The organism is Jiangella rhizosphaerae (assembly GCF_003579925.1).
GTDB lineage: Bacteria > Actinomycetota > Actinomycetes > Jiangellales > Jiangellaceae > Jiangella > Jiangella rhizosphaerae.
The window spans coordinates 1-21,126 of the sequence record NZ_QUAL01000429.1 but is presented as its reverse complement, the minus strand read 5'-3'; the positions used below and the strand labels follow the sequence as shown (position 1 = coordinate 21,126).

Sequence of the window (21,126 nt, the reverse complement as noted above, 5' to 3'; positions counted from 1 at the left end):
GCACGCCGACGGTCCGCACGGCCGGCTCGATCGCCCGCACCAGCGCGGCGATCGAGCCGGCGGGCGCCGGGCCGCCGCGGACGACCTCGACGGCCGCCCGCACGGCGCCGCAGCCGGCGTGCCCGAGCACCACGACCAGCGGAACGGCGACGTGCTCGACGGCGTACTCGATGCTGCCCACCACGGCGTCGTCGAGGACCTCGCCGGCCGACCGGACGGTGAACAGGTCGCCCAGGCCCTGGTCGAACACGAGCTCCGGCGCGACCCGCGAGTCCGCACAGCTGAGGACGCACGCGATCGGGTGCTGACCGGACACCAGCGACTCGCGGTACGGCCGGTCCTCGTGCGGGTGCCGCGGCCGGCCGCTGGCGAACCGCTCGTTGCCCGCCGCGAGCACCGCCCAGACGTCGTCGGCGCTGGTGGGTACCGGCTCCGGAGTGGAGGTGGCGGCCGCGTGGCCGGTGTCGTCCGGCGACGAGCAGCCGGCGAGCCCCGTCGCCGTCAGACCGAGTGCGCCGAACAGGCCGAGGGCCGCTCGCCGCGACGGCCGGCGGTCGTTGATCATGGGCGCTCAGCGTAATCTGTGACGATGGCCGACACGCAGGAGTTCGCCGATGCCGGACCGCTCGCCGGCTACGTCGTCGTCGACCTCAGCCGCGCGCTGGCCGGGCCGCACGCGGGCATGATGCTCGGCGACCTCGGCGCCCGCGTCATCAAGGTCGAGGCGCCGGGCCACGGCGACGAGTCGCGCACCTGGGGCCCGCCGTTCCTCGGCCCCGACGACCAGCCGGTGTCGTCGTACTTCCTGTCGGCCAACCGCAACAAGGAGTCGGTCACCGCCGACCTCAAGTCCGAGGCCGGCAGAGAACTGCTCACCCGGCTGGTCCAGCGGGCCGACGTGCTCATCGAGAACTTCCGCACCGGCGTCCTCGACCGCCTCGGCTTCAGCGTCGAGCGGCTGCACGAGATCAACCCGCGGCTGGTCGTGCTGTCCATCACCGGGTTCGGGCCGGACGGTCCCGAGGCGGGCCGGGCGGGCTACGACCAGATCGCCCAGGGCGAGGCCGGCATCATGAGCCTCACCGGCGAGCCCGGCCATCCCACGAAGGTCGGCGTCCCCATCGGCGACCTGCTGGCCGGCATGTACGGGGTGTCCGGGCTGCTCGCGGCGCTGCTGGAGCGCGAGCGGACCGGCCGCGGCCGGGTGGTGCGCACGTCGCTGCTGTCGGCGCTGGTCGGCGTGCACGCGTTCCAGGGCACCCGGTGGACGGTGGCCGGCGAGGTGCCGCACGCCATCGGCAACCACCACCCGTCGATCGCGCCGTACGGGCTGTTCAACGCCGCCGACGGCGCGCTGCAGGTCGCCGTCGGCAACGACGTGTCCTGGCGGGCGTTCGCCGTCGTCGTCGGCCTCGACCCCGCCGATCCGCGGTTCGCCACCAACCGGCTGCGCGTGCAGCACCGCGACGACCTCGTCGCCGAGATCGAGAAGGCGTTCGCCGCCCACCCCCGCGACCACTGGCTGAGCCTGCTGTCCGACGCCGGCATCGCCAGCGGCAAGGTGCGCAGCATCGACGAGGTCTACGAGTGGGAGCAGACCCGCTCGCAGGGCCTGCTGGTCGACGTCGAGCATCCGCTGCTGGGCACGGTCCAGCTGCCCGGCCCGGCCGTCCGCTTCGACGACGCACCACCCAAGCGGCACGCCCCGCCGCCGCTGCTCGGCGAGCACGACGAGTCCGTCCGCGCCTGGCTCGCGGAGAGCTAGCCGGGCCTCAGTGCCGGATCAGCCGCCGGCTCACCGGCCCAGCCCGCGGGAGAGCGCGGCCAGCCGGTCCAGGCGCGCGGCCAGCGGCGGGTGCGATGCCATCATCCGGTCGAGCAGCCGGGACACTGTGTCGGTGCCGGTGTCCTTGGCGTCCTTCGGCAGCGCGACGATCGTCATGGAGGCCATCGTCCGGAGTTCGCGCAGGTCCTTCGTCGGGATGGCCGGGCCGCCCGCCTCCAGCGCGGTGAGCGCGGCGGCCAGGGCGGCCGGCTGGCCGGTGAGCTCGGCCGCGCCGCGGTCGGCGGCCAGTTCGCGGTAGCGGCCCAGCCGGGCGATGATCCCCGCGGCCGGGAGCGCCAGGATCAGCATCGGCGGCACCAGCACCAGCCCCAGGCCCAGGAGCAGCACGAACACGAGCGTGCGCGCTGCCAGCAGCGGCGGCACGACGATCACCGCCAGTACGACGGGCACCTCCTGGCGCGGTGGCGGCATCGGGAAGTCGTCGTCCTCGGTGGCCGGTTTCCAGGGCCGCCGCCCGCACCAGCGCGCCGCCCGGCAGAGCGGGACCTCCAGCGCCATGATCGGCGCCAGGATCGCCATCGGGGCCAGCGCCAGCGACGTCGAGAGCGCGAGCGCGACGGTCATGGCGGCGGCGTCGCGGTGCGCGATGTGGGCCAGCTCGTGCGCCAGCACGGCGTCCAGCCGCTCGTCGTCGGAGCGGTCGAGCAGCCCGCGGGTGACGGCGACGGTGGGCTTGCGGCCGGGCAGCCGCAGCGCGATCGCGTTGGGCCAGGCCACGTCGATGATCTTGAGCTTGGGCCGGTCCATCGCGGCCAGCGCGCACAGCCGGTCGGCGGCGGCGAGCAGGCGCTGGTCGCCGACGGGTCGGGGTCGGCCACCGGCAGGCGGCGCGGCAGCACCGTCCCGCCCTCGATGGCGTAGACGAGGGCGCCACCGACCAGCGGGGCGAACAGCGCGAGCCACCATGGCCAGCCGGTCAGCCACTGGACCAGCAGCCCGAGCAGCGTCGCGTACCCGAACGCCATCAGCAGCACCAGCAGCCAGGTCTCGGCGATGCGGTACGTCAGCCTGGTGTCCGGCGGGAAGCCGGCGCCGGCCATGGAACCTCCCAAGGGCGAGACGGGCCTGAGACGGCACATCATGCCGAACCCGGAGGGGCGATTGGGCGAAGATCACCGTCGTGGCGGGCGGGACGGGTCCGTAGGCTCGGCGCGTGCGGGTGCTGATCGCGCTGGGCGGCAACGCCATGACCTCGGCGGACGGGCGGGCGCGGCCAGGCGACCAGATCGCCGCGGTCACCGCGGCGATGGAGCCGGTCGCCGACCTCGTGGCCGCCGGCGACGACGTCGTGCTCACCCACGGCAACGGGCCGCAGGTGGGCAACCTGCTGGTCAAGAACGAGCTCGCGGCGGGCGTGGTGCCGCCGGTGCCGCTGGACTGGTGCGGCGCCCAGACGCAGGGAACCATCGGCTTCATCGTCGTGAACGCGCTGGAACGGGCGCTGACCGCGCGCGGGGTGCGCCGCCGGGTGGCCGCCGTCGTCACGCGGACGCTGGTCGACGCCGCCGACCCGGGATTCGCCCGGCCGACCAAGCCGATCGGGCGGTATCTGCCGCGCGAGGAGGCCGCGCCGCTGATCGACCACGGCGAGACCTGGGAGGACCGCGGGCCGCGCGGCTGGCGCCGGGTCGTCGCCAGCCCCGAGCCGCTGGAGGTGCTGGACGCGCCGGCGGCGGCCGCGCTGCTGGCCGCAGGGTTCGTCGTCGTCGCCAACGGGGGCGGCGGCATCCCCGTCGTGCGCGACCCCGACGGGTCGATCCGCGGCGTCGAGGCGGTCATCGACAAGGACCTCGGCGCGGCCCTGCTCGGCCGGGCGCTCGGCGCCGAGGTACTCGTCATCGCGACCGACGTCGACGGCGCCGTGCTCGGCTTCGGCACCCCGGACCAGCGCGCCGTCGGCACCGTCGACGTCGCCACCCTGCGCGGTTATGCCGCCGAGGGGCACTTCGCGTCCGGGAGCATGGGCCCGAAGGTGGAGGCGGCCTGCCGGTTCGTCGAGCAGGGCGGCCGGCGCGCCGTCATCACCACGCTCACTCGCATCGCCGACGCCGTCCGCGCGGATACGGGCGGCGCCGGGACGACCGTACTGCCAGCAGACATCACACGAGAGGTGGCCGGGCATGCCTGAGCCGATCGAGGTCCGCAAGGTGCCGATCACGCACGTCAGCGACGCTTCCGGGCTCGCGGAGCTGATCGACGCCGGGGTCATGGAGGCCGACCGCGTCATCGCCGTCGTCGGGAAGACCGAGGGCAACGGCGGGGTCAACGACTACACGCGGATCATCGCCGACCGCGCCTTCCGCGAGGTGCTGGTCGATCGCGGCACGCGCACCCCCGAGGAGGTCAAGCAGATCCCGATCGTGTGGTCCGGCGGCACCGACGGCGTCCTCAGCCCGCACGCGACGGTGTTCGCGACGCTGCCGGCCGACTCGGCCGAGTCGACGGACGAGCCGCGGCTGTCGGTCGGCTTCGCGATGAGCGACCCGATCCTCCCGGAGGAGATCGGCCGCCGCGGCATGATCGAGAAGGTCGCCGCGGCCGTCCGCGTCGGCATGGAGCGGGCCGGCATCACCGACCCCGCCGACGTCCACTACGTCCAGACGAAGACGCCGCTGCTCACCATCCACACGATCCGCGACGCCAAGGCGCGCGGGAAGACGGTGTGGACGGAGAACACGCACGAGTCGATGGACCTGTCCAACGGCTGCACCGGCCTGGGCGTCGCGGTGGCGCTGGGCGAGATCGCCATGCCGTCCGACGACGCCGTGCTGCACGACCGGTCGCTGTACTCGTCCGTCGCGTCCTGCTCGTCCGGCGTCGAGCTGGACCGCGCGCAGGTCGTGGTGGTCGGGAACGTGCGCGGGGTGGGCGGGCGGTACCGCATCGGCCACTCGGTCATGCGCGACGCCATCGACGCCGACGGCATCTGGGCCGCCATCCGCGACGCCGGCCTGAAGCTGCCGGACCGGCCGCACCCCGACGACCTCGACGGCCGGCTGGTCAACGTGTTCCTCAAGTGCGAGGCCAGCCAGGACGGCATCGTGCGCGGCCGGCGCAACGCCATGCTGGACGACTCCGACGTGCACTGGCACCGCCAGATCAAGGCCGCGGTCGGCGGCGTGACGGCGTCGGTGACCGGCGACCCCGCGGCGTTCGTCTCGGTGTCGGCCGCCCACCAGGGTCCCGACGGCGGCGGCCCGGTCGCCGCCATCGTCGACCTCGGCGCGTAACGGAGCCCTGGCGCCCCGCCACCATGATCATCGGCGATCGACCACGTCATGACGGGGTCGATCGCCGATGATCCCCGTTGTCCACAGGGATGGGGCAGCCGGGCCGGCCGCAGGCCGGATAGGCTCGGCGCTCATGCGTGTGCTGTTCGCCGGAACCCCCGACGTCGCCGTCCCGTCGCTGCGGGCGGTGCTCGGGTCGCGGCACGAGGTGATCGCCGTCCTCACCCGGCCCGACGCGCCGGCGGGGCGGGGCCGGAGGCTGACGCCGTCGCCGGTGGCGGAGGTCGCGGCGGAGGCCGGGGTCGAGACCCTCAAACCGCAACGCCCGCGCGACCCCGAGTTCCTCCAGAGGCTGGGCGAGCTGGCGCCCGACTGCGCGCCGATCGTCGCCTACGGCGGGCTGATCCCGAAGGCCGCCCTGGACGTGCCCAAGCACGGCTGGGTGAACCTGCACTTCTCCCTGCTGCCGGCCTGGCGCGGCGCGGCGCCGGTGCAACACGCGGTGCTGGCCGGCGACGACATCACCGGCGCCTGCACGTTCCAGCTCGAGGAGGGCCTCGACACCGGCCCGGTGTACGGCCTGGTCACCGAGGAGATCCGCCCCGACGACACCAGCGGCGACCTCCTGCACCGGCTGTCGCTGTCCGGTGCGGAGCTGCTGGTGCGCACGCTCGACGGCATCGAGGACGGCTCGCTGCGCCCGCAGCCGCAACCCGCCGACGGCGTGTCGCTGGCGCCGAAGCTCACCGTCGAGGACGCCCACGTCGACTGGACGGCGCCCGCGCTGCGCGTCGACCGGGTGATCCGCGGCTGCACGCCGGCGCCCGGCGCCTGGACGACGTTCCGGGGCGAGCGGCTGAAGCTGCGCCCCGTCACCATGGAGCGCGGCCGCGGCGACCTCGAGCCCGGGAAGGTCGCGGTCGAGAAGTCCGGCGTCCGGGTCGGCACCGGCAGCCACGCCGTCGTGCTCGGCGAGGTGCAGCCGCAGGGCAAGAAGGCGATGCCGGCGGCCGACTGGGCGCGCGGCGTCCGCCCGGAGCCGGGGGAGCGGCTCGGCGCGTGAGGCGTGAGAAGGGCGATTCCTCCCGGGAGGCCGCGTTCGAGGTCCTGCGCGCGGTCGCCGTCGACGACGCGTACGCCAACCTCGCCATGCCGGCGGCACTGCGCCGGCACGAGCTGCGCGGCCGCGACGCCGGACTGGCGACGGAGCTGGCGTACGGCACGCTGCGCGGCCAGGGGACGTACGACGCCGTCATCACGGCGTGCGTGACGCGTCCCCTCGAGGACCTCGACCCGCCGCTGCTCGACGCGCTCCGGCTCGGCGCCCACCAGCTGCTGGCGACGCGCGTCCCGGCGCACGCGGCGGTGTCGACCAGCGTCGACCTCGTCCGGCGGCACGTTAACGAGGGCGCGGCCCGGCTGGCCAACGCGGTGCTGCGGCGGGTCGGCGAGCGCGACCTGGACGGCTGGGCGGCCGAGCTGGCGCCGTCCCGCGACCAGGACCTCGCCGGCTACCTGGCCTTCCGGCACGCGCACCCGGCGTGGATCGTCCGGGCGCTGCGCGACGCCCTGGGCGGCGACGACGCGGAGCTGGAGGCGGCGTTGCGTGCCGACAACGAGCCGGCCGAGGTGACGCTGGCCGTCCGGCCCGGCCGGTCCACGGTCGACGAACTGGTCGAGGCCGGCGCCCGGCCCACCCGCTGGTCGCCGTACGGCGCCGTCGTCGAGTCAGGGACGCCCGCGCGGCTGGCCGCCGTCCGCGAGGGCCGCGCCGGAGTGCAGGACGAGGGCAGCCAGCTGGTCGCGCTCGCGCTGGCCACGGCGCCGGTCGAGCCGCCGGACGACCGCTGGCTCGACCTCTGCGCCGGCCCGGGCGGCAAGGCCGCGCTGCTGGCCGGGCTGCTCACCCAGCACGGCGGCCGGCTGCTCGCCGTCGAGCAGCACGAGCACCGCGCCCGCATGGTCGCGCAGGCGCTGGCCGGCGATCCCGGCGAGCACGAGGTCCTGGTCGGCGACGCGACGCAGCCGACCTGGCCCCAGGCCGACTTCGACCGGGTGCTGCTCGACGCGCCCTGCACCGGTCTCGGCGCGCTGCGACGGCGGCCCGAGGCGCGCTGGCGGCGCCGGCCGGCCGACGTCGCGGGGCTGCGGCGGCTGCAGGCCGACCTCCTCCGCTCCGCCCTGTGGTCGGTCCGGCCCGGCGGGCTGGTCGCGTACGTCACCTGCTCGCCGCACCTGGCCGAGACGGTCACCGTCGTCGACGACGTCCTGCGCGGCCGCGGCGACGTCGAGCGGGTCGACGCCCGTCCGTACCTGCCCGGCGTCCCCGACCTGGGTGACGGCCCGGACGTCCAGCTGTGGCCGCACCGGCACGGCACCGACGCGATGTATCTGGCGCTCCTGCGGCGGACGGAGTGAGATGACCCTGGTGAGCTACCTCTACGACCTGGCCGCCGACGGCGACGCCGCGGCCATCGCGCGGCTGCACGTGCAGAGCTGGCGGTCGGCATACCGCGGGCACGTCCCCGACGCGTTCCTCGACGACGCCGGCCTGGACGACCGGCAGGCCGCCCGCTGGGCCGGCCGGTTCGCCGACCGCCGCGGGACCATGACGGTGGTCGCCCGCGATCCCGAGCGCGCGCTGGCCGGGTTCGCGCACACCGCGCTCGACCACGATCCGCGGCTGGGCAACTTCCTGGACAACCTGCACGTCCGGCCCGACCTGAAGGGCCAGGGCATCGGCCGCCGGCTGCTGGCCGAAACCGCGCTGCGGCTCCAGGAGGCGGGCGCGCCGGACCGGCTGTACCTGGAGGTCCTCGAGACCAACGAGGCCGCGCGCGGCTTCTACCAGGCGCTGGGCGGCGTGGAGGCCGGTCGGGCCATGGACCGCTTCGGTGACCAGGACGTGCCGATCCTGGTGTACGCCTGGGAGTCGCTGGACCCGCTGGCCGCGCCGCTGCGCCTCGGGCCGTCGTCGTGACGGGCCGCGACACGCCCCGCGACGAGCCGCTGCGCTGGCCGGTCGCCTCGTCCATCACCAACTTCGTGGGCCGGGTCGTCGCCGTGCGCAGCGACACCGTCCGGTCGCCGGTCGACGGCTCGGAGTTCGTCCGCGACGTGGTCGTGCACCCGGGCGCGGTCGCCGTCGTCGCCGTCGACGACGAGGGCCGCGTGCTGGTCGTGCGGCAGTACCGGCACCCCGTCGGGCTGCGACCGGTCGAGCTGCCCGCCGGGCTGCGCGACGTCGACGGCGAGCCGCCGCACGAGGCCGCGGCCCGCGAGCTGTACGAGGAGGGGCACGTGCGGGCGGGGGACTGGCGCGTCCTGGTCGACCTGCTCACCTCGCCGGGCATGACGGACGAGGCGATCCGCGTGTTTCTCGCCCGTGGCGTCGAGGCCCTGCCCGACGACGCCCGGTTCGCCGGCGTCGCGGAGGAGGCCGACCTCGGTGTCGCATGGGTGCCACTGGACGACCTCGTCGCCGCGGTCCTGGCCGGCGACGTGCAGAACGCGACGCTGTGCGCCGGGGTCCTGGCCGCCAAGGCGGCCCGCGACGGCGCCGGCTACGACGCGCTGCGGCCGATCGACGCGCCGTGGCCCTCGGGTGACAAGTCCGGCGGGTAGGCCAGGCCCAGCCGGTCCAGCTCGGCCCGGGCCAGGGCACGGACGGCGGCGGGGTCACCCGCCCGCCACCCCGCCACCAGGCCGCCGCCGATCCGGGGCAGCCGCACGGCCGCCAGCGCCCGCGCCGACAGCAGGTCGTCGCGGTCGGGGAAGGCCAGCACGGCACGCGCGTCCGAGGCCTGCCGGTACCAGAGCACCCGCGGCCGCACCCACACGTAGGCGGCCGCGGCCAGCGCCAGCACGATCACGACCAGCCCGATGACGTCGCCGGCCCGCTCGATCGACGCTGCCGTGTTCGCGCCGGACGCGCTCATGCGGCCCGCGGCGTCGGCGGCCCGCCGCAGCGACTCCGCCAGCGCGTCGCCGACCAGCGGCACCCGGGCGATCGACGCGGCGGTGTCGGCCAGCGCGTCGGCCAGCGCCCCGGCCGTGGACTCGACGAACGTGGCCGGCCGGGTGCGCGACCGGATCGATTGCCGGATCGCCAGCCCGGCGGCGATCATCCCGGCGCACCAGAGCGGGCCGAGCACGTCGGCGAGGATCTGCTGTCTCCGCCGCTGCGGGCGGTCGGCGTAGATGCGCATGGCAGAGGTCTACCTCAGTGGCCCTGTTCACTTGTCATGACAGGACCGAGACGGCGTGACGCGTGTCGATTTAGACTCGCCCCCGCCGACCACACGGGGCGGCGGCCCGACAGCGTCGTCGGGAGTACCGAGAGGGTGGGAACCCAGTGCTGGTCGGTATACCAACCGAGGTCAAGAACAACGAGTACCGCGTGGCCATCACCCCGGCCGGCGTACACGAGTTCGTCCGCAACGGCCACGACGTGCTGGTTCAGGCCGGCGCAGGGCTCGGCTCGTCGGTCCGCGACGACGAGTACGCCGCCGCCGGCGCCCGTGTCGCACCCGACGCCGACGCCGTCTGGGAGGCCGCCGACCTCGTGCTCAAGGTGAAGGAGCCGGTGCCGGAGGAGTACCACCGCATGCGCCGCGACCAGGTGCTGTTCACCTACCTGCACCTCGCGGCCTCGCAGGAGTGCACACAGGCGCTGCTCGACTCGGGCACCACCGCCATCGCCTACGAGACGGTCGAGACCGCCGACGGCCACCTGCCGCTGCTGGCGCCTATGAGCGAGGTCGCGGGGCGCATGGCCACGCAGGTCGGCGCGCACGTGCTCGAGCGGGCGCAGGGCGGGCGCGGCATCCTGCTCGGCGGCGTGCCGGGCGTGAAGTCGGCCAAGGTCGTCGTCATCGGCGCCGGGATGGCCGGCATGAACGCCGCGGTCATCGCGATGGGCATGCAGGCGGACGTGTGGGTGCTGGACAAGAACGTGGCCCGGCTGCGCGACGTCGAGGAGCTGTACGGCGGCAAGGCGCAGACCATCGCGTCGAACCTGTTCGAGATCGAGAGCGCGGTCGTCGACGCCGACCTGGTCATCGGCGCGGTGCTGGTGCCCGGTGCGAAGGCGCCCAAGCTGGTCTCCGACGACCTCGTGTCGCGCATGCGCCCCGGCAGCGTGCTGGTCGACATCGCCATCGACCAGGGCGGCTGCTTCGAGAGCTCGCGGCCCACCACGCACGACGACCCGACGTTCCGCGTGCACGAGTCGATCTTCTACTGTGTCGCCAACATGCCCGGCGCGGTGCCGCACACGTCGACGTACGCGCTGACGAACGTCACGCTGCCGTACGCCGTCGAGCTGGCCAACCGGGGCTGGCGCGACGCCGCGCGAGCCGACGCGGCGCTGGCGAAGGGCGTGAACGTGCACGACGGCGCTATCGTCTACGAGCCGGTCGCCGAGGCGCACGGCCTGCCGTCCGTCCCGCTGGAGAAAGTGCTGCACTAGCGTCGAGGAGCCGCCGTCGATGGTCACCGCCGAGTCCGCGCTGGAACGCGCCGTCCGCGGCTACCTCGACCACCTCGCCGTCGAGCGCGGCCTGGCCGCCAACACGCTCGCGTCCTACCGGCGCGACCTGCGGCGCTACACCGAGTTCCTGCGCGACCGCGGCCGCGACGCGCCGGAGAAGGTCGAGGAGGAGGACGTCACCGCCTTCCTGCGCAGCCTGCGCGAGGGCGACGACGGCCGGGTCGCGCTCGGCGCCAGCTCGGCGGCGCGCACCGTCGTCGCCGTCCGCGGCCTGCACCGGTTCCTGCACCGCGAGGGCCTGTCCGACGGCGACCCCGCCGGCGCCGTCCGCCCGCCGACACCGCCGCGGCGGCTGCCCAAGGCGATCCCGCTGGCCCAGGTGGAGCGGCTGCTCGAGGCGGCCTCGGTGGGCGAGGGGCCGCGGGTGCTGCGCGACCGCGCGCTGCTGGAGGTGCTGTACGGCTGCGGCGCGCGCATCTCCGAGGCGGTCGGCCTGGACCTCGACGACCTCGACGGCGAGTCCGGCACGGTGCTGCTGCGCGGCAAGGGCGGCAAGGACCGCGTCGTCCCCCTGGGCAGCTACGCGTGGGAGGCCGTCGACGCCTACCTGGTGCGGGCCCGGCCGGCACTGGTCGGCACCGGTCGCGGCACGCCTGCTCTCTTTCTCAACGCCCGCGGCGGGCGGCTGTCGCGGCAGAGCGCGTGGTCGGTGCTGCGGACGGCGGCCGCGCGGGCCGGGCTGTCCACGACGGTCACCCCGCACACGCTGCGGCACTCCTTCGCCACCCACCTGCTGGAGGGCGGGGCGGACGTCCGGGTGGTCCAGGAGCTCCTCGGGCACGCCTCGGTCACGACCACCCAGGTGTACACGCTGGTGACCGTCGACCAACTCCGTGAGGTCTATGTGGCCGCGCACCCGCGCGCCCGCAGCTCCACGCCGCCCTCGCGGGGTAGGCTCGCGTCCCAGGACGAAGCGTAGAAGGCCACTCAAACGACCATCGAGGAGCTCTGAACGACGTGGCACCCTCGAACTCGGACGCCGCGGGCGTACTGCCGTTCGACACCGAGCCTGAGCTCGATCTCGGACCCACGCGCCGTCCTCCGATGGACTTCCCCAAGCCCAAGCGGCTGGACCACCACGGCCCGGCGCGCATCGTCGCCATGTGCAACCAGAAGGGCGGCGTCGGCAAGACGACCACCACCATCAACCTGGGCGCGGCGCTGGCCGACTACGGCCGGCGGGTGCTGCTCGTCGACTTCGACCCCCAGGGCGCGCTGTCGGTGGGCCTCGGCCTCGACGCGCACGACCTCGAGCTGTCGATCTACAACGTCCTCATGGACCCGTCGCTGCGCGCCGGCGACATCCTGCAGAAGACGCCCATCGACGGCATGGACCTCCTACCGGCCAACATCGACCTCTCCGCGGCCGAGATCCAGCTGGTCACCGAGGTCGGCCGCGAGCAGGCGCTGAGCCGCATCCTCAAGCCGCTGGCCGCCGACTACGACCTCATGCTGATCGACTGCCAGCCGTCGCTGGGCCTGCTGACGGTCAACGCCCTCACCGCGGCCGACGGCGTCATCGTCCCGCTCGAGTGCGAGTACTTCGCGCTGCGCGGCGTCGCGCTGCTGCAGGAGACCATCGAGAAGGTCCGCGACCGCCTCAACCCCCAGCTCGAGATCGAGGGCCTGCTGGCCACCATGTACGACTCCCGGACGGTGCACGGCCGCGAGGTGCTGTCGCGGCTGGTCGAGGCGTTCGGCGACAAGGTGTTCCACACCGTCATCGGGCGCACCGTCCGGTTCCCCGAGACCACCGTCGCCGGCCTGCCGATCACCAGCTTCGCGCCGTCCTCGCGGGGCGCGTCGGCCTACCGTCAGCTGGCCCGCGAGGTCCTGGCCCGCTGGGAGCCGGCCCGCCCGTGACGGACGCGACCACCCTGCTGATCGAGCCGGAGCAGGACGAGAGCTCGAAGTTCGAGGTGCACCTCGAGAACTTCGAGGGCCCGTTCGACCTGCTCCTCACGCTCATCGCCAAGCACAAGCTCGACGTCACCGAGGTGGCGTTGTCGCAGGTCACCGACGAGTTCATCGCCTACATCAAGTCCTCTGACTGGGACCTCGACGAGACCAGCGAGTTCCTCGTCGTCGCCGCCACGCTGCTGGACCTCAAGGCGGCCCGGCTGCTGCCCAGCGGCGAGGTCGAGGACGAGGACGACCTCGCGCTGCTCGAGGCGCGCGACCTGCTGTTCGCCCGGCTGCTGCAGTACAAGGCGTACAAGGAGGTCGCCGGCGTGCTGGCGGCGCGGCTGGCCGACGAGTCGCTGCGCTTCCCGCGGGCCGTCGGCCTGGAGGAGCGGTACGCCTCGCTGCTGCCGGAGGTCGTCGTCGGGCTGGGCCCGGAGGAGCTGGCCATGCTGGCGGCCAAGGTGCTCACCCCGAAGCCGCCGCCGCTGGTCGGCCTGGCGCACCTGCACCAGCCGCGGGTCAGCGTCCGCGAGGAGGCGCTGGTCGTCGTCGACCGCCTGCGCCGCTCGCGCGTCCTGACGTTCCGCACGCTGGCCGCCGACTGCCCGACCACGCTGCACGTCGTCGCCCGGTTCCTGTCGCTGCTGGAGCTGTATCGCGAGAAGGCGGTCGCGTTCGAGCAGGTCGTCGCGCTGGGTGAGCTGACGGTGCGGTGGACCGGTGACGACGACGAGGACGTCGCGGTCAGCGACGAGTTCGACGCATCCGATGAGGAGGGCACCGTTGACGCAGCCGACGCTGACTGACGACGAGCCCAGCCTGCGGGCGGCGGTCGAGGCGATCCTGCTGGTCGTCGACGAGCCGATCGACGTCGTCACGCTCGCCCAGGTGCTGGAGCGGCCGCGCGGCGAGATCGCCGACGTGCTGGAGGAGCTGCGCGACGAGTACGGGCGGCCGGGCCGCGGCTTCGAGCTGCGCGAGATCGGCGGCGGCTGGCGGTTCTACACGCACGCCTCCTGCGCGCCCGTCGTCGAGCGGTTCGTCCTCGACGGCCAGCAGGCCAAGCTCACCCAGGCCGCGCTCGAGACGCTGGCCGTCGTCGCGTACCGGCAGCCGGTCAGCCGAGCCCGCGTGTCGGCCGTCCGCGGCGTCAACTGCGACGGCGTCATGCGCACGCTCACCGCCCGCGGGCTGGTCGAGGAGGCCGGGGCCGACCCTGAGTCCGGCGCGATCCTGTACCGCACCACGTCATACTTCCTGGAGCGCCTCGGTATGGCCTCGCTCGACGAGCTGCCGCCGCTGGCGCCCTACCTGCCCGACGCCGACGCCATCGAGGAACGTGACAGCGAGAATGCCTGATGAGGGTGTGCGGCTCCAGAAGGTCCTCGCGGCGGCCGGGGTGGCCAGCCGCCGGGCCAGCGAGGAACTGATCGCGGCCGGCCGGGTCGAGGTCGACGGCAAGGTGGTGCGCACGCTCGGCACCCGGGTCGACCCCGCCACGGCCGTCATCAAGGTCGACGGCTCGCGCATCACCACCGCCGAGGCCGGCCTGGTGTACCTCGCGCTGAACAAGCCGGCCGGCGTCGTCAGCACGATGAACGACCCCGAGGGCCGGCCCGACCTCACCGGCTACGTCCGCGGCCGCCGCGAGCGGCTGTTCCACGTCGGCCGGCTCGACGCCGACACCGAGGGCCTCATCCTGCTCACCAACGACGGCGAGCTGGCGCACCGGCTGGCCCACCCGTCGTACGAGGTGCTGAAGACCTACGTCGCCGAGGTGCCGGGCCCGGTCGCGCCGAGCCTGGGCCGCGAGCTGCGGGCCGGCATCGAACTGGAGGACGGGCCGGTGCGGGTCGACTCCTTCCGGGTCGTCGGCCGGTCGGGCACCCGGGTCATGGTCGAGGTGGTCCTGCACGAGGGCCGCAAGCACATCGTCCGCCGGCTGCTCGAGGCCGTCGGCCATCCGGTGAAGCGGCTGGTGCGCACGCACGTCGGGCCGGTCGCGATGGGCGACCTGCGGCCCGGCAACACCCGCGCGCTGACGAAGGCCGAGATCGCCGCGCTCTACCACGAGGTAGGCCTGTAGCGGGGCGGTGACGCCCCGGCCCGCCCGCGGCGGGTACCTTGCTGTCCTGTGACTGTACGCGCGATACGGGGGGCCACCCAGCTCGACGCCGACGAGGCCGAGCACCTGCTGGAACGGACCGCCGAGCTGATGACCACGGTGCTCGACCGCAACGAGCTGACCTCCGACGACGTCATCAGCATCTTCCTCACCGCCACGCCCGATCTGCGCTCGGCGTTCCCCGCCGTCGCCGTCCGCCGGCTGGGCATCACCGACGTGCCGATGATGTGCGCCCAGGAGATCGGCGTCTCCGGTGCGCTGCCGCGGGTGGTGCGGCTGATGGCGCACGTCGAGACCACCAAGCCGCGCGCGGAGATCCGGCACGTCTATCTGCACGGCACCACGGTGCTGCGCGACGATCTCGCGGACCGGTGATGGACCCGTTCGACGGCCGAAGCGTCCTCGTCGTCGGCACCGGCCTGGTCGGCACGTCCGTCGCGCTGGCGCTGACCCGGGCCGGCGTCGACGTACGGCTGGCCGACGCGAAGCCGGAGATCCTCGCCGAGGCGGTCCGGCTCGGCGCCGGGCACCCGGAACCGGACGCGCCGGCGGATCCGGCCGCGCTCGCCGTCGTCGCCGTCCCGCCGGAGGCCGTCGCCGCCGTCGTCGGCGAGGTGCTGGGCGGCGGCCGGGCCGAGTACGTCACCGACGTCGCCAGCGTGAAGGTGCTGCCGACGACGCAGGTGCGCGAGCGGGTCCCCGACCCGGGCCGCTACGTCGGCAGCCACCCGATGGCCGGCCGTGAGATCAGCGGGCCGAACGCCGCGCTGGCCGACCTGTTCGAGGGCCGCCCGTGGGTGATCTGCCCCGACGACGGCACCCACCCGCAGGCCGTGACCCGCGCCCTGGCGGTCGCCCGGCTGGTCGGCGCCACCCCGATGACCATGACGGCGGCCGAGCACGACGCCGCCGTCGCGCTGGTGTCGCACGCGCCACACGTGGTCGCGGCGCTGATGGCCGGCCGGCTGGCCGAGGCGCCGGCGCACGAGGTGCGCCTGGCCGGTCCGGGCGTCACCGACGTCACCCGGGTGGCCGGCGGCGACCCGGAGCTGTGGACGGAGATCCTGACGGTGAACGCGGCGGCGGTCCGCCCGGTGCTGGAGGGGCTGCGGTCCGACCTCGACCGGCTGATGACGGCGCTGGAGTCGCCCGTGGCGGGCCAGCCGGTGCTGCGGGAGCTGCTGCGCGGCGGCGTCGACGGCCGGTCGCGGCTGCCGGGCAAGCACGGCGCCGCGCACACCGAGTTCGCCACCGTCGTCGTCGCCGTCGACGACCGGCCCGGCCAGCTGGCCCAGCTGTTCGCCGACGCCGGCGCGGCGGGCGTCAACGTCGAGGACGTCCGCATCGAGCACGCCGCCGGCCAGCCGCTCGGGCTGGTGGAGCTGGACGTCCGCCCCGGCGCCGAGGAGGAGCTGGCGACGTCGTTGCGGGAACGCGGCTGGACCCTCCGCGGGTGACGGCGACGGGCCGGTAACCTTCTGGACGTGCCCGATTCTCCCGCTGACGCTCCTGATCTCGTCGTCGCCATCGACGGCCCGTCCGGTTCCGGGAAGTCGACGGTGGCTCGCCGTGTCGCCGCGGCGCTCGGCCTGCGCTACCTCGACACCGGGGCGATGTACCGGGCCGTCACGTGGTGGGCGCTGGAGCAGGGCGTCGACCTCGCCGACACCGAGCGGGTGGCGCAGCTGGCCCGCGAGCTGCCGCTGGACATCGGGACGGACCCTGAGGCGCCCACGGTGGCGGTGGCCGGCACCGACATCGCGGCCGCCATCCGCACCAGCCGCATCTCCGCCGCCGTCAGCGCCGTCGCCACCAACCTCGGCGTCCGCGCGGAGCTGGTGGCCCGGCAGCAGGCCGTCGCCCGCGAGGGCGGCGTCGTCATCGAGGGCCGCGACATCACCACCGTCGTCGCCCCCGACGCGCCGGTGCGGGTGCTGCTGACCGCCGACGAGCAGGTCCGGCTGTCGCGCCGCGCGCTCGAGGTGCACGGCAGCGACGACGACGCCGCCGTCGACGCCACCCGCGACCAGGTGGTTCGCCGCGACGCCGACGACTCCACCGTCGCCAGCTTCCACGAGGCCGCCGACGGCGTCGACGTCGTCGATTCCTCGCTGCTGTCGTTGGACGAGACCGTCGCCGCCGTGCTCAAGCTGGTCGAGGCGCGCACGGGGGTCCGGGCGTGACCGAGACCCGACTGCCCACCCACGCGGGCGCCGTCTTCGGCAGGTACGCCGCGGGCGTGCTGGCCCGGCTGCTCTACCGCGTCAGGGTCGTCGGCGGCGAGAACGTGCCGCGGTCCGGCCCGGTCATCCTGGCGCCGAACCACACCGGGTTCCTCGACGCGCCGCTGCTCATGGGCACCTGCCCGCGTCCGGTGCACACGCTGGCGAAGAAAGAGCTGTTCAAGGGGCCGCTCGGCTGGCTGCTGCACGGCGTCGGCCAGATCCCGCTCGACCGCGACGACCCCAGCCGCGGCATGATCAAGGCCGGCACCGGGGTGCTCGACGCCGGCCGCATCCTCGTCGTGTTCCCCGAGGGGACCCGCGGCGCCGGCGACTTCTCCGAGCTGCGCACCGGGCTGGCGTGGTTCGCGCTGCGCTCCGGCGCGCCCGTCGTGCCGGTCGTCTTTACCGGAACGGCCGCTCGGGGACGTACATTTGGTGCGATGCCCGGCCTGCGGTCCCGGGTCGAGGTCGTCTTCGGCCGCCCGGTCACGCTGCCGACGGGCGGCGGGCGTACGCGCTCGGCCCTCGACGCGGCGACCGAACAGCTGCGCGAAGCCCTGGTGGCTCATCGCGAGGCCGTGGCGTCCCGAATCGAGGAGCGCAAGTGAGCGATCAGTTCCCGGCGGAGGCACCCGAGGCCGTCGCCGAGGTGAGCGACGCCTACACCCCGGTGGTGGCCGTCGTAGGCCGGCCCAACGTCGGCAAGTCGACCCTGGTCAACCGCATTCTGGGCCGTCGCGAGGCGGTCGTCGAGGACGTGCCCGGGGTCACCCGCGACCGCGTCGCCTACGACGCCGCGTGGGCCGGGCGGGCGTTCACGCTGCTCGACACCGGCGGCTGGGACCCCGAGGCCAAGGGCATGGCGGCGCGCATCACGGCGCAGGCCGAGGTCGGCATGGCCGCCGCCGACGTCGTCATGTTCGTCGTCGACTCCACGGTCGGCGCCACCGACACCGACGAGGCGGTCGCGAAGCTGCTGCGCCGGTCGGGCAAGCCGGTGATCCTGGTGGCCAACAAGGTCGACGGCCCCAGCGGCGAGGCCGACGCCGCGGCGCTGTGGAACCTCGCGCTGGGCGAGCCGTTCCCGGTGTCGGCGCTGCACGGCCGGGGGAGCGGCGACCTGCTCGACGCCGTCGTGGCGGCGCTGCCCGACGCGCCGCCGGAGTCGTTCGACACCGACGGCGGCGGCCCGCGCCGGGTCGCGCTGGTCGGCAAGCCGAACGTCGGCAAGTCCAGTCTGCTCAACAAGCTGGCCGGCGAGGACCGCGTCGTCGTCGACTCCGTCGCCGGCACCACCGTCGACCCGATCGACGAGATGGTCGAGCTGGGCGGGCGCGAGTGGCGGTTCATCGACACCGCGGGCATTCGGCGCCGGGTCCACGAGGCGTCCGGCGCTGAGTACTTCGCGTCGCTGCGCACGGCGTCGGCGCTGGAGCGGGCCGAGGTGGCCGTCGTGCTCATCGACGCCAGCGAGCCGCTGGCCGAGCAGGACCTGCGGATCATCTCCATGGTCGTCGACGCCGGCCGGGCGCTGGTGCTGGCGTTCAACAAGTGGGACCTGCTCGACGACGAGCGCCGCGACGTGCTCGAGCGCGAGATCGACCGGCAGCTCGACCGCGTCGCGTGGGCGCCGCGCATCAACGTGTCGGCGCGCACCGGCTGGCACGTCGACCGCCTGGTCCGCGCGCTCGACACCTCGCTCGAGGGCTGGGAACAGCGCATCCCGACCGGGAAGCTGAACTCGTTCCTCGGCCAGCTGGTCGCGGCCCACCCGCACCCGGTGCGCGGCGGCAAGCAGCCGCGCATCATGTTCGCGACCCAGGCCGACACCCGGCCGCCCCGGTTCGTGCTGTTCACCACCGGGTTCCTGGAGCCGTCCTACCGGCGGTTCGTGGAGCGGCGGCTGCGCGAGGAGTTCGGGTTCGAGGGCACGCCCCTGGACATCTCGATGAAGATCCGCGAGAAGCGCTCCCGGTCATGATGCCGCGGCCGGACACCATCGTGCCGATGATGGCCTCGCCGTCGGCGGTGCTGCCGGCCGACGACGACGCCTGGGGCTTCGAGGTGAAGTGGGATGGCGTCCGGACCATCGCCTACATCGACGACGGCGGCGGTGTGCGGCTGTCCAGCCGCACGCTGCGCGACGTCACCCGGGTGTATCCGGACGTGCACGGTGTCGCGGAGGCGCTGCGCGGGCGGCAGGCCGTGCTCGACGGCGAGGTCGTCGCGTTCGACGACGCCGGGCGGCCCAGCTTCGAGAAGCTCCAGTCGCGGATGAACGTCGAGGTCAGCGGGGTGTCCGACCCGCTGGTGACCGGCGCGCCGGCGGTGTACGTGCTGTTCGACCTGCTCTACGTCGACGGCCGGTCGCTGCTCGACGCCACGTACGAGGAGCGGCGGGCCGAGCTCGACGCGCTGCTCCCGGCCGGCGGCGGTGCGGGCTGGCAGGTGCCGGCGTACGTGCCGGGCAACGGCGCGGCGATGCTGGCCGCCACCAAGGCGCAGCGGCTCGAGGGCGTCATCGCCAAGCGGCTGGGCAGCCGGTACCTGCCCGGCAAGCGTGGCCGCGAGTGGCTCAAGGTGAAGAACGTCAGCCGTCAGGAGGTCGTGATCGGTGGCTGGCTGCCCGGTGAGGGTGGGCTGACCGGGACGCTCGGCGCGCTGGCGGTCGGCGTCTACGACGACGGCGGGGAGTTCCGGTACGCGGGCCGGGTCGGCACCGGGCTGACGCTGGCCGAGCGGCACCGGCTGGCGGGGCTGCTGGCGCCGCTGGTGGTGGACGTGAGCCCGTTCGTCGGGGCGCAGCCTGACAAGCGCGGCTGCGTGTTCGTCCGGCCGGAGCTGGTGTGCGAGGTCGCGTTCGCCGAGTGGACCGCCATCGGGACGCTGCGCCATCCGGCCTACAAGGGGCTCCGGCACGACAAGCCGGCGCGGAACGTCGTCCGGGAGCGGGTGCTGCTGAGCTAGGGCCGGCCCGCGGGGACCCGCAGCCGGACGTCGCGCCGTTCGGCCTCGGGTGCGGCGAACGCGAGCATGCCGGCGGCCTCGGCCTCCAGCTCGGCCTCCTGGTTGCCGGTGAGCGGCCGGAGCAGGTCGGCGGTGAGCGTGGCGCCGTCGTCGCCGTGCGTCACTGTCCAGAAGCCGCCGACCTCGCCGTCGATGAGGACCGCCGCCTCCCAGCCGACCCGGGCCGCGGCGTCGGGCCCGACCAGGCGGCCGCGGTCGGCGTAGGCCAGCACGACGTTGTCGAGCGGGGCGAGCAGCCGGGCCGGTGCCGGCGTCTCGGGGTCGGGCCGTGGCGCGTCGGGCAGGTCGTACAGCTCCTCGCCCTGCTCGCCGGTGAACGTCACCAGGTCCGGGCGCATCGCCTCGACGACCTCGCGCAGCCGGGTCAGCCCGCTCCAGGCCTGCACGTCCTTCACCGTGGCCGGGCCGAACGCGGCGAGGTAGCGGCGGACCAGCGTGCTGGGCGGGACGCCGTCGGTGAGCGGCCGGCCGAGCCAGGTGCGCGCCAGCGCCACGTGTGCCGGGCCGTGACGGCGCCACAGGCCGTCCGGCGGCGGGTGCACGACAGGCAGCAGCCCCTGCACGGACCGTGCGAGCGCCGTCGGGCTGTACTCGGGCCAGCGCTCGGCGAGCGCCCGGCTGAGCCGCGGCCGCGTGAGCCGCCCGTGGTCGAGCAGGTCGGCCGCGGCCTCGGCCAGCTGGTCGACGTCGAGGCCCTCGAGCGTCTTGCCCCATGCGCCGCGCTGCCAGCGTTCGAGCATCGGCTGCAGGAGCGGCCGCAGCCACAGGTAGTCGTCCGTCGCGACCATGTGCAGTGTGCCGCGGAACAACGTCGCCCGGACGACGCTGCGGTCCAGCTGCAGCGCCGTCAGCTGCTCGACGGTGAAGCCCTCGATGCGGTTCCACAGCATGAGGTACGGCGGGTCCGGGTCCTGCCCCTGCAGCCCCACCAGATCCCTGACGACGTCCAACGGCCGCCGCTCGGCGCCGTCCACCCGGCCGAGCAGATGCTGCCGCGCGAGGGTCGCCCGGTTCAGCCGCCGTCCGTCGAGTCGCTGGTGCATACCAGCACCGTAGGCCCGGATGCGGTCATCCGGTGTCCGCACCTCTGTCCCACCTCGAATCGTGACACCGCCTCAGCCTGGACGCGGACCGGTCTCCGTCACCGGGCCGAGCTGCTCGGGTGGTTTCTCGTAGCGGTGGCCGGTGGGGCTGATCCAGATGGTGGTGCCGTCGGG

The 21,126-nt window shown here is 74.5% G+C and carries 23 protein-coding genes; 19 read left to right on the top strand and 4 right to left on the bottom strand.

Annotated elements, in window-relative coordinates; translation table 11 throughout:
- On the bottom strand, window positions 1-565 hold a 565-nt coding region (locus tag DY240_RS29360; protein ID WP_119663187.1), incomplete at its 3' end, for a carbonic anhydrase.
- Window positions 566-589: 24 nt separating this feature from the next.
- On the opposite strand from DY240_RS29360, the gene DY240_RS29355 reads away from it, so the two are divergent.
- The gene (locus DY240_RS29355) at window positions 590-1,765 is read left to right on the top strand and encodes a CaiB/BaiF CoA transferase family protein (RefSeq protein ID WP_119663186.1); all 1,176 of its coding nucleotides are present in this window, start codon (window positions 590-592) and stop codon (window positions 1,763-1,765) included.
- 30 nt (window positions 1,766-1,795) lie between these two features.
- On the opposite strand, the gene DY240_RS32635 is transcribed toward DY240_RS29355, so the two are convergent.
- On the bottom strand, window positions 1,796-2,752 hold the full coding sequence (locus DY240_RS32635; protein WP_267901706.1) for a M48 family metalloprotease: 957 nt from the start codon (window positions 2,750-2,752) through the stop codon (window positions 1,796-1,798).
- 247 nt (window positions 2,753-2,999) lie between these two features.
- Here DY240_RS32635 and DY240_RS29345 point away from each other — a divergent pair, with 247 nt between their 5' ends.
- From DY240_RS29345 to DY240_RS29320, 6 genes are all read left to right on the top strand, one after another.
- Window positions 3,000-3,974, top strand: a complete 975-nt coding sequence (locus DY240_RS29345; RefSeq protein ID WP_119663184.1) for a carbamate kinase — start codon at window positions 3,000-3,002, stop codon at window positions 3,972-3,974.
- Window positions 3,967-5,076, top strand: a complete 1,110-nt coding sequence (bar, locus tag DY240_RS29340; protein ID WP_119663183.1) for a barbiturase — start codon at window positions 3,967-3,969, stop codon at window positions 5,074-5,076. Before DY240_RS29345 ends, bar begins: the two co-directional genes overlap by 8 nt.
- 133 nt (window positions 5,077-5,209) lie before the next feature.
- On the top strand, window positions 5,210-6,139 hold the full coding sequence (gene fmt, locus DY240_RS29335) for a methionyl-tRNA formyltransferase (protein WP_119663182.1): 930 nt from the start codon (window positions 5,210-5,212) through the stop codon (window positions 6,137-6,139).
- Window positions 6,136-7,494, top strand: coding sequence for an RsmB/NOP family class I SAM-dependent RNA methyltransferase (locus DY240_RS29330; protein ID WP_233552925.1), 1,359 nt, complete (start codon window positions 6,136-6,138; stop codon window positions 7,492-7,494). Before fmt ends, DY240_RS29330 begins: the two co-directional genes overlap by 4 nt.
- Window position 7,495: 1 nt before the next feature.
- Entirely contained in the window at window positions 7,496-8,056 is a 561-nt protein-coding gene (locus DY240_RS29325) for a GNAT family N-acetyltransferase (protein WP_119663181.1), read from the top strand.
- Window positions 8,053-8,700, top strand: a complete 648-nt coding sequence (locus DY240_RS29320; RefSeq protein ID WP_119663180.1) for an NUDIX domain-containing protein — start codon at window positions 8,053-8,055, stop codon at window positions 8,698-8,700. The genes DY240_RS29325 and DY240_RS29320 overlap by 4 nt, the downstream gene beginning before the upstream one ends.
- Here DY240_RS29320 and DY240_RS29315 read toward each other — a convergent pair.
- Window positions 8,640-9,284, bottom strand: coding sequence for a hypothetical protein (locus DY240_RS29315; RefSeq protein ID WP_119663179.1), 645 nt, complete (start codon window positions 9,282-9,284; stop codon window positions 8,640-8,642). The genes DY240_RS29320 and DY240_RS29315 overlap by 61 nt on opposite strands.
- 146 nt (window positions 9,285-9,430) lie before the next feature.
- On the opposite strand from DY240_RS29315, the gene ald reads away from it, so the two are divergent.
- The 12 genes from ald (at window position 9,431) to ligD (ending at window position 19,849) form a co-directional block, all read left to right on the top strand.
- Window positions 9,431-10,546, top strand: a complete 1,116-nt coding sequence (gene ald, locus DY240_RS29310; protein WP_119663178.1) for an alanine dehydrogenase — start codon at window positions 9,431-9,433, stop codon at window positions 10,544-10,546.
- Between the two features lie 19 nt (window positions 10,547-10,565).
- Window positions 10,566-11,546, top strand: a complete 981-nt coding sequence (gene xerD, locus DY240_RS29305; protein WP_119663177.1) for a site-specific tyrosine recombinase XerD — start codon at window positions 10,566-10,568, stop codon at window positions 11,544-11,546.
- A gap of 71 nt (window positions 11,547-11,617) precedes the next feature.
- The gene (locus DY240_RS29300; protein WP_407659442.1) at window positions 11,618-12,490 is read left to right on the top strand and encodes a ParA family protein; all 873 of its coding nucleotides are present in this window, start codon (window positions 11,618-11,620) and stop codon (window positions 12,488-12,490) included.
- The gene (locus DY240_RS29295; protein ID WP_199702712.1) at window positions 12,487-13,338 is read left to right on the top strand and encodes a segregation and condensation protein A; all 852 of its coding nucleotides are present in this window, start codon (window positions 12,487-12,489) and stop codon (window positions 13,336-13,338) included. The genes DY240_RS29300 and DY240_RS29295 overlap by 4 nt, the downstream gene beginning before the upstream one ends.
- A complete protein-coding gene (scpB, locus tag DY240_RS29290) occupies window positions 13,301-13,891 on the top strand; it encodes an SMC-Scp complex subunit ScpB (protein ID WP_119663176.1) in 591 nt (196 codons plus the stop codon). Before DY240_RS29295 ends, scpB begins: the two co-directional genes overlap by 38 nt.
- Window positions 13,884-14,618: a pseudouridine synthase gene (locus tag DY240_RS29285; protein WP_119663175.1), complete on the top strand. Its 735-nt coding sequence runs from the start codon at window positions 13,884-13,886 to the stop codon at window positions 14,616-14,618. Before scpB ends, DY240_RS29285 begins: the two co-directional genes overlap by 8 nt.
- A gap of 48 nt (window positions 14,619-14,666) precedes the next feature.
- Window positions 14,667-15,032, top strand: a complete 366-nt coding sequence (gene aroH, locus DY240_RS29280; RefSeq protein WP_119663174.1) for a chorismate mutase — start codon at window positions 14,667-14,669, stop codon at window positions 15,030-15,032.
- Window positions 15,032-16,114: a prephenate dehydrogenase gene (locus DY240_RS29275; protein WP_119663173.1), complete on the top strand. Its 1,083-nt coding sequence runs from the start codon at window positions 15,032-15,034 to the stop codon at window positions 16,112-16,114. Before aroH ends, DY240_RS29275 begins: the two co-directional genes overlap by 1 nt.
- Before the next feature lie 27 nt (window positions 16,115-16,141).
- The gene (cmk, locus tag DY240_RS29270) at window positions 16,142-16,840 is read left to right on the top strand and encodes a (d)CMP kinase (protein WP_119663172.1); all 699 of its coding nucleotides are present in this window, start codon (window positions 16,142-16,144) and stop codon (window positions 16,838-16,840) included.
- Window positions 16,837-17,490, top strand: coding sequence for a lysophospholipid acyltransferase family protein (locus DY240_RS29265; RefSeq protein ID WP_119663171.1), 654 nt, complete (start codon window positions 16,837-16,839; stop codon window positions 17,488-17,490). The genes cmk and DY240_RS29265 overlap by 4 nt, the downstream gene beginning before the upstream one ends.
- Window positions 17,487-18,863, top strand: coding sequence for a ribosome biogenesis GTPase Der (der, locus tag DY240_RS29260; protein ID WP_119663170.1), 1,377 nt, complete (start codon window positions 17,487-17,489; stop codon window positions 18,861-18,863). The genes DY240_RS29265 and der overlap by 4 nt, the downstream gene beginning before the upstream one ends.
- The gene (gene ligD, locus DY240_RS29255; RefSeq protein ID WP_199702710.1) at window positions 18,860-19,849 is read left to right on the top strand and encodes a non-homologous end-joining DNA ligase; all 990 of its coding nucleotides are present in this window, start codon (window positions 18,860-18,862) and stop codon (window positions 19,847-19,849) included. Before der ends, ligD begins: the two co-directional genes overlap by 4 nt.
- On the opposite strand, the gene DY240_RS29250 is transcribed toward ligD, so the two are convergent.
- The gene (locus tag DY240_RS29250) at window positions 19,846-20,952 is read right to left on the bottom strand and encodes a winged helix DNA-binding domain-containing protein (protein WP_119663169.1); all 1,107 of its coding nucleotides are present in this window, start codon (window positions 20,950-20,952) and stop codon (window positions 19,846-19,848) included. The two genes, ligD and DY240_RS29250, sit on opposite strands and share 4 nt — an antisense overlap.
- Window positions 20,953-21,126 lie beyond the last annotated feature (174 nt).

Coding starts and splice junctions, on each gene's coding strand:
- DY240_RS29355 (WP_119663186.1), top strand. CDS start 590: ATGGCCGACACGCAGGAGTTCGCCGATGCCGGACCGCTCGCCGGCTAC.
- DY240_RS32635 (WP_267901706.1), bottom strand. CDS start 2,752: ATGGTGGCTCGCGCTGTTCGCCCCGCTGGTCGGTGGCGCCCTCGTCTA.
- bar (WP_119663183.1), top strand. CDS start 3,967: ATGCCTGAGCCGATCGAGGTCCGCAAGGTGCCGATCACGCACGTCAGC.
- fmt (WP_119663182.1), top strand. CDS start 5,210: ATGCGTGTGCTGTTCGCCGGAACCCCCGACGTCGCCGTCCCGTCGCTG.
- DY240_RS29325 (WP_119663181.1), top strand. CDS start 7,496: ATGACCCTGGTGAGCTACCTCTACGACCTGGCCGCCGACGGCGACGCC.
- DY240_RS29315 (WP_119663179.1), bottom strand. CDS start 9,284: ATGCGCATCTACGCCGACCGCCCGCAGCGGCGGAGACAGCAGATCCTC.
- xerD (WP_119663177.1), top strand. CDS start 10,566: ATGGTCACCGCCGAGTCCGCGCTGGAACGCGCCGTCCGCGGCTACCTC.
- scpB (WP_119663176.1), top strand. CDS start 13,301: ATGAGGAGGGCACCGTTGACGCAGCCGACGCTGACTGACGACGAGCCC.
- DY240_RS29285 (WP_119663175.1), top strand. CDS start 13,884: ATGCCTGATGAGGGTGTGCGGCTCCAGAAGGTCCTCGCGGCGGCCGGG.
- DY240_RS29275 (WP_119663173.1), top strand. CDS start 15,032: ATGGACCCGTTCGACGGCCGAAGCGTCCTCGTCGTCGGCACCGGCCTG.
- ligD (WP_199702710.1), top strand. CDS start 18,860: ATGATGCCGCGGCCGGACACCATCGTGCCGATGATGGCCTCGCCGTCG.
- DY240_RS29250 (WP_119663169.1), bottom strand. CDS start 20,952: ATGCACCAGCGACTCGACGGACGGCGGCTGAACCGGGCGACCCTCGCG.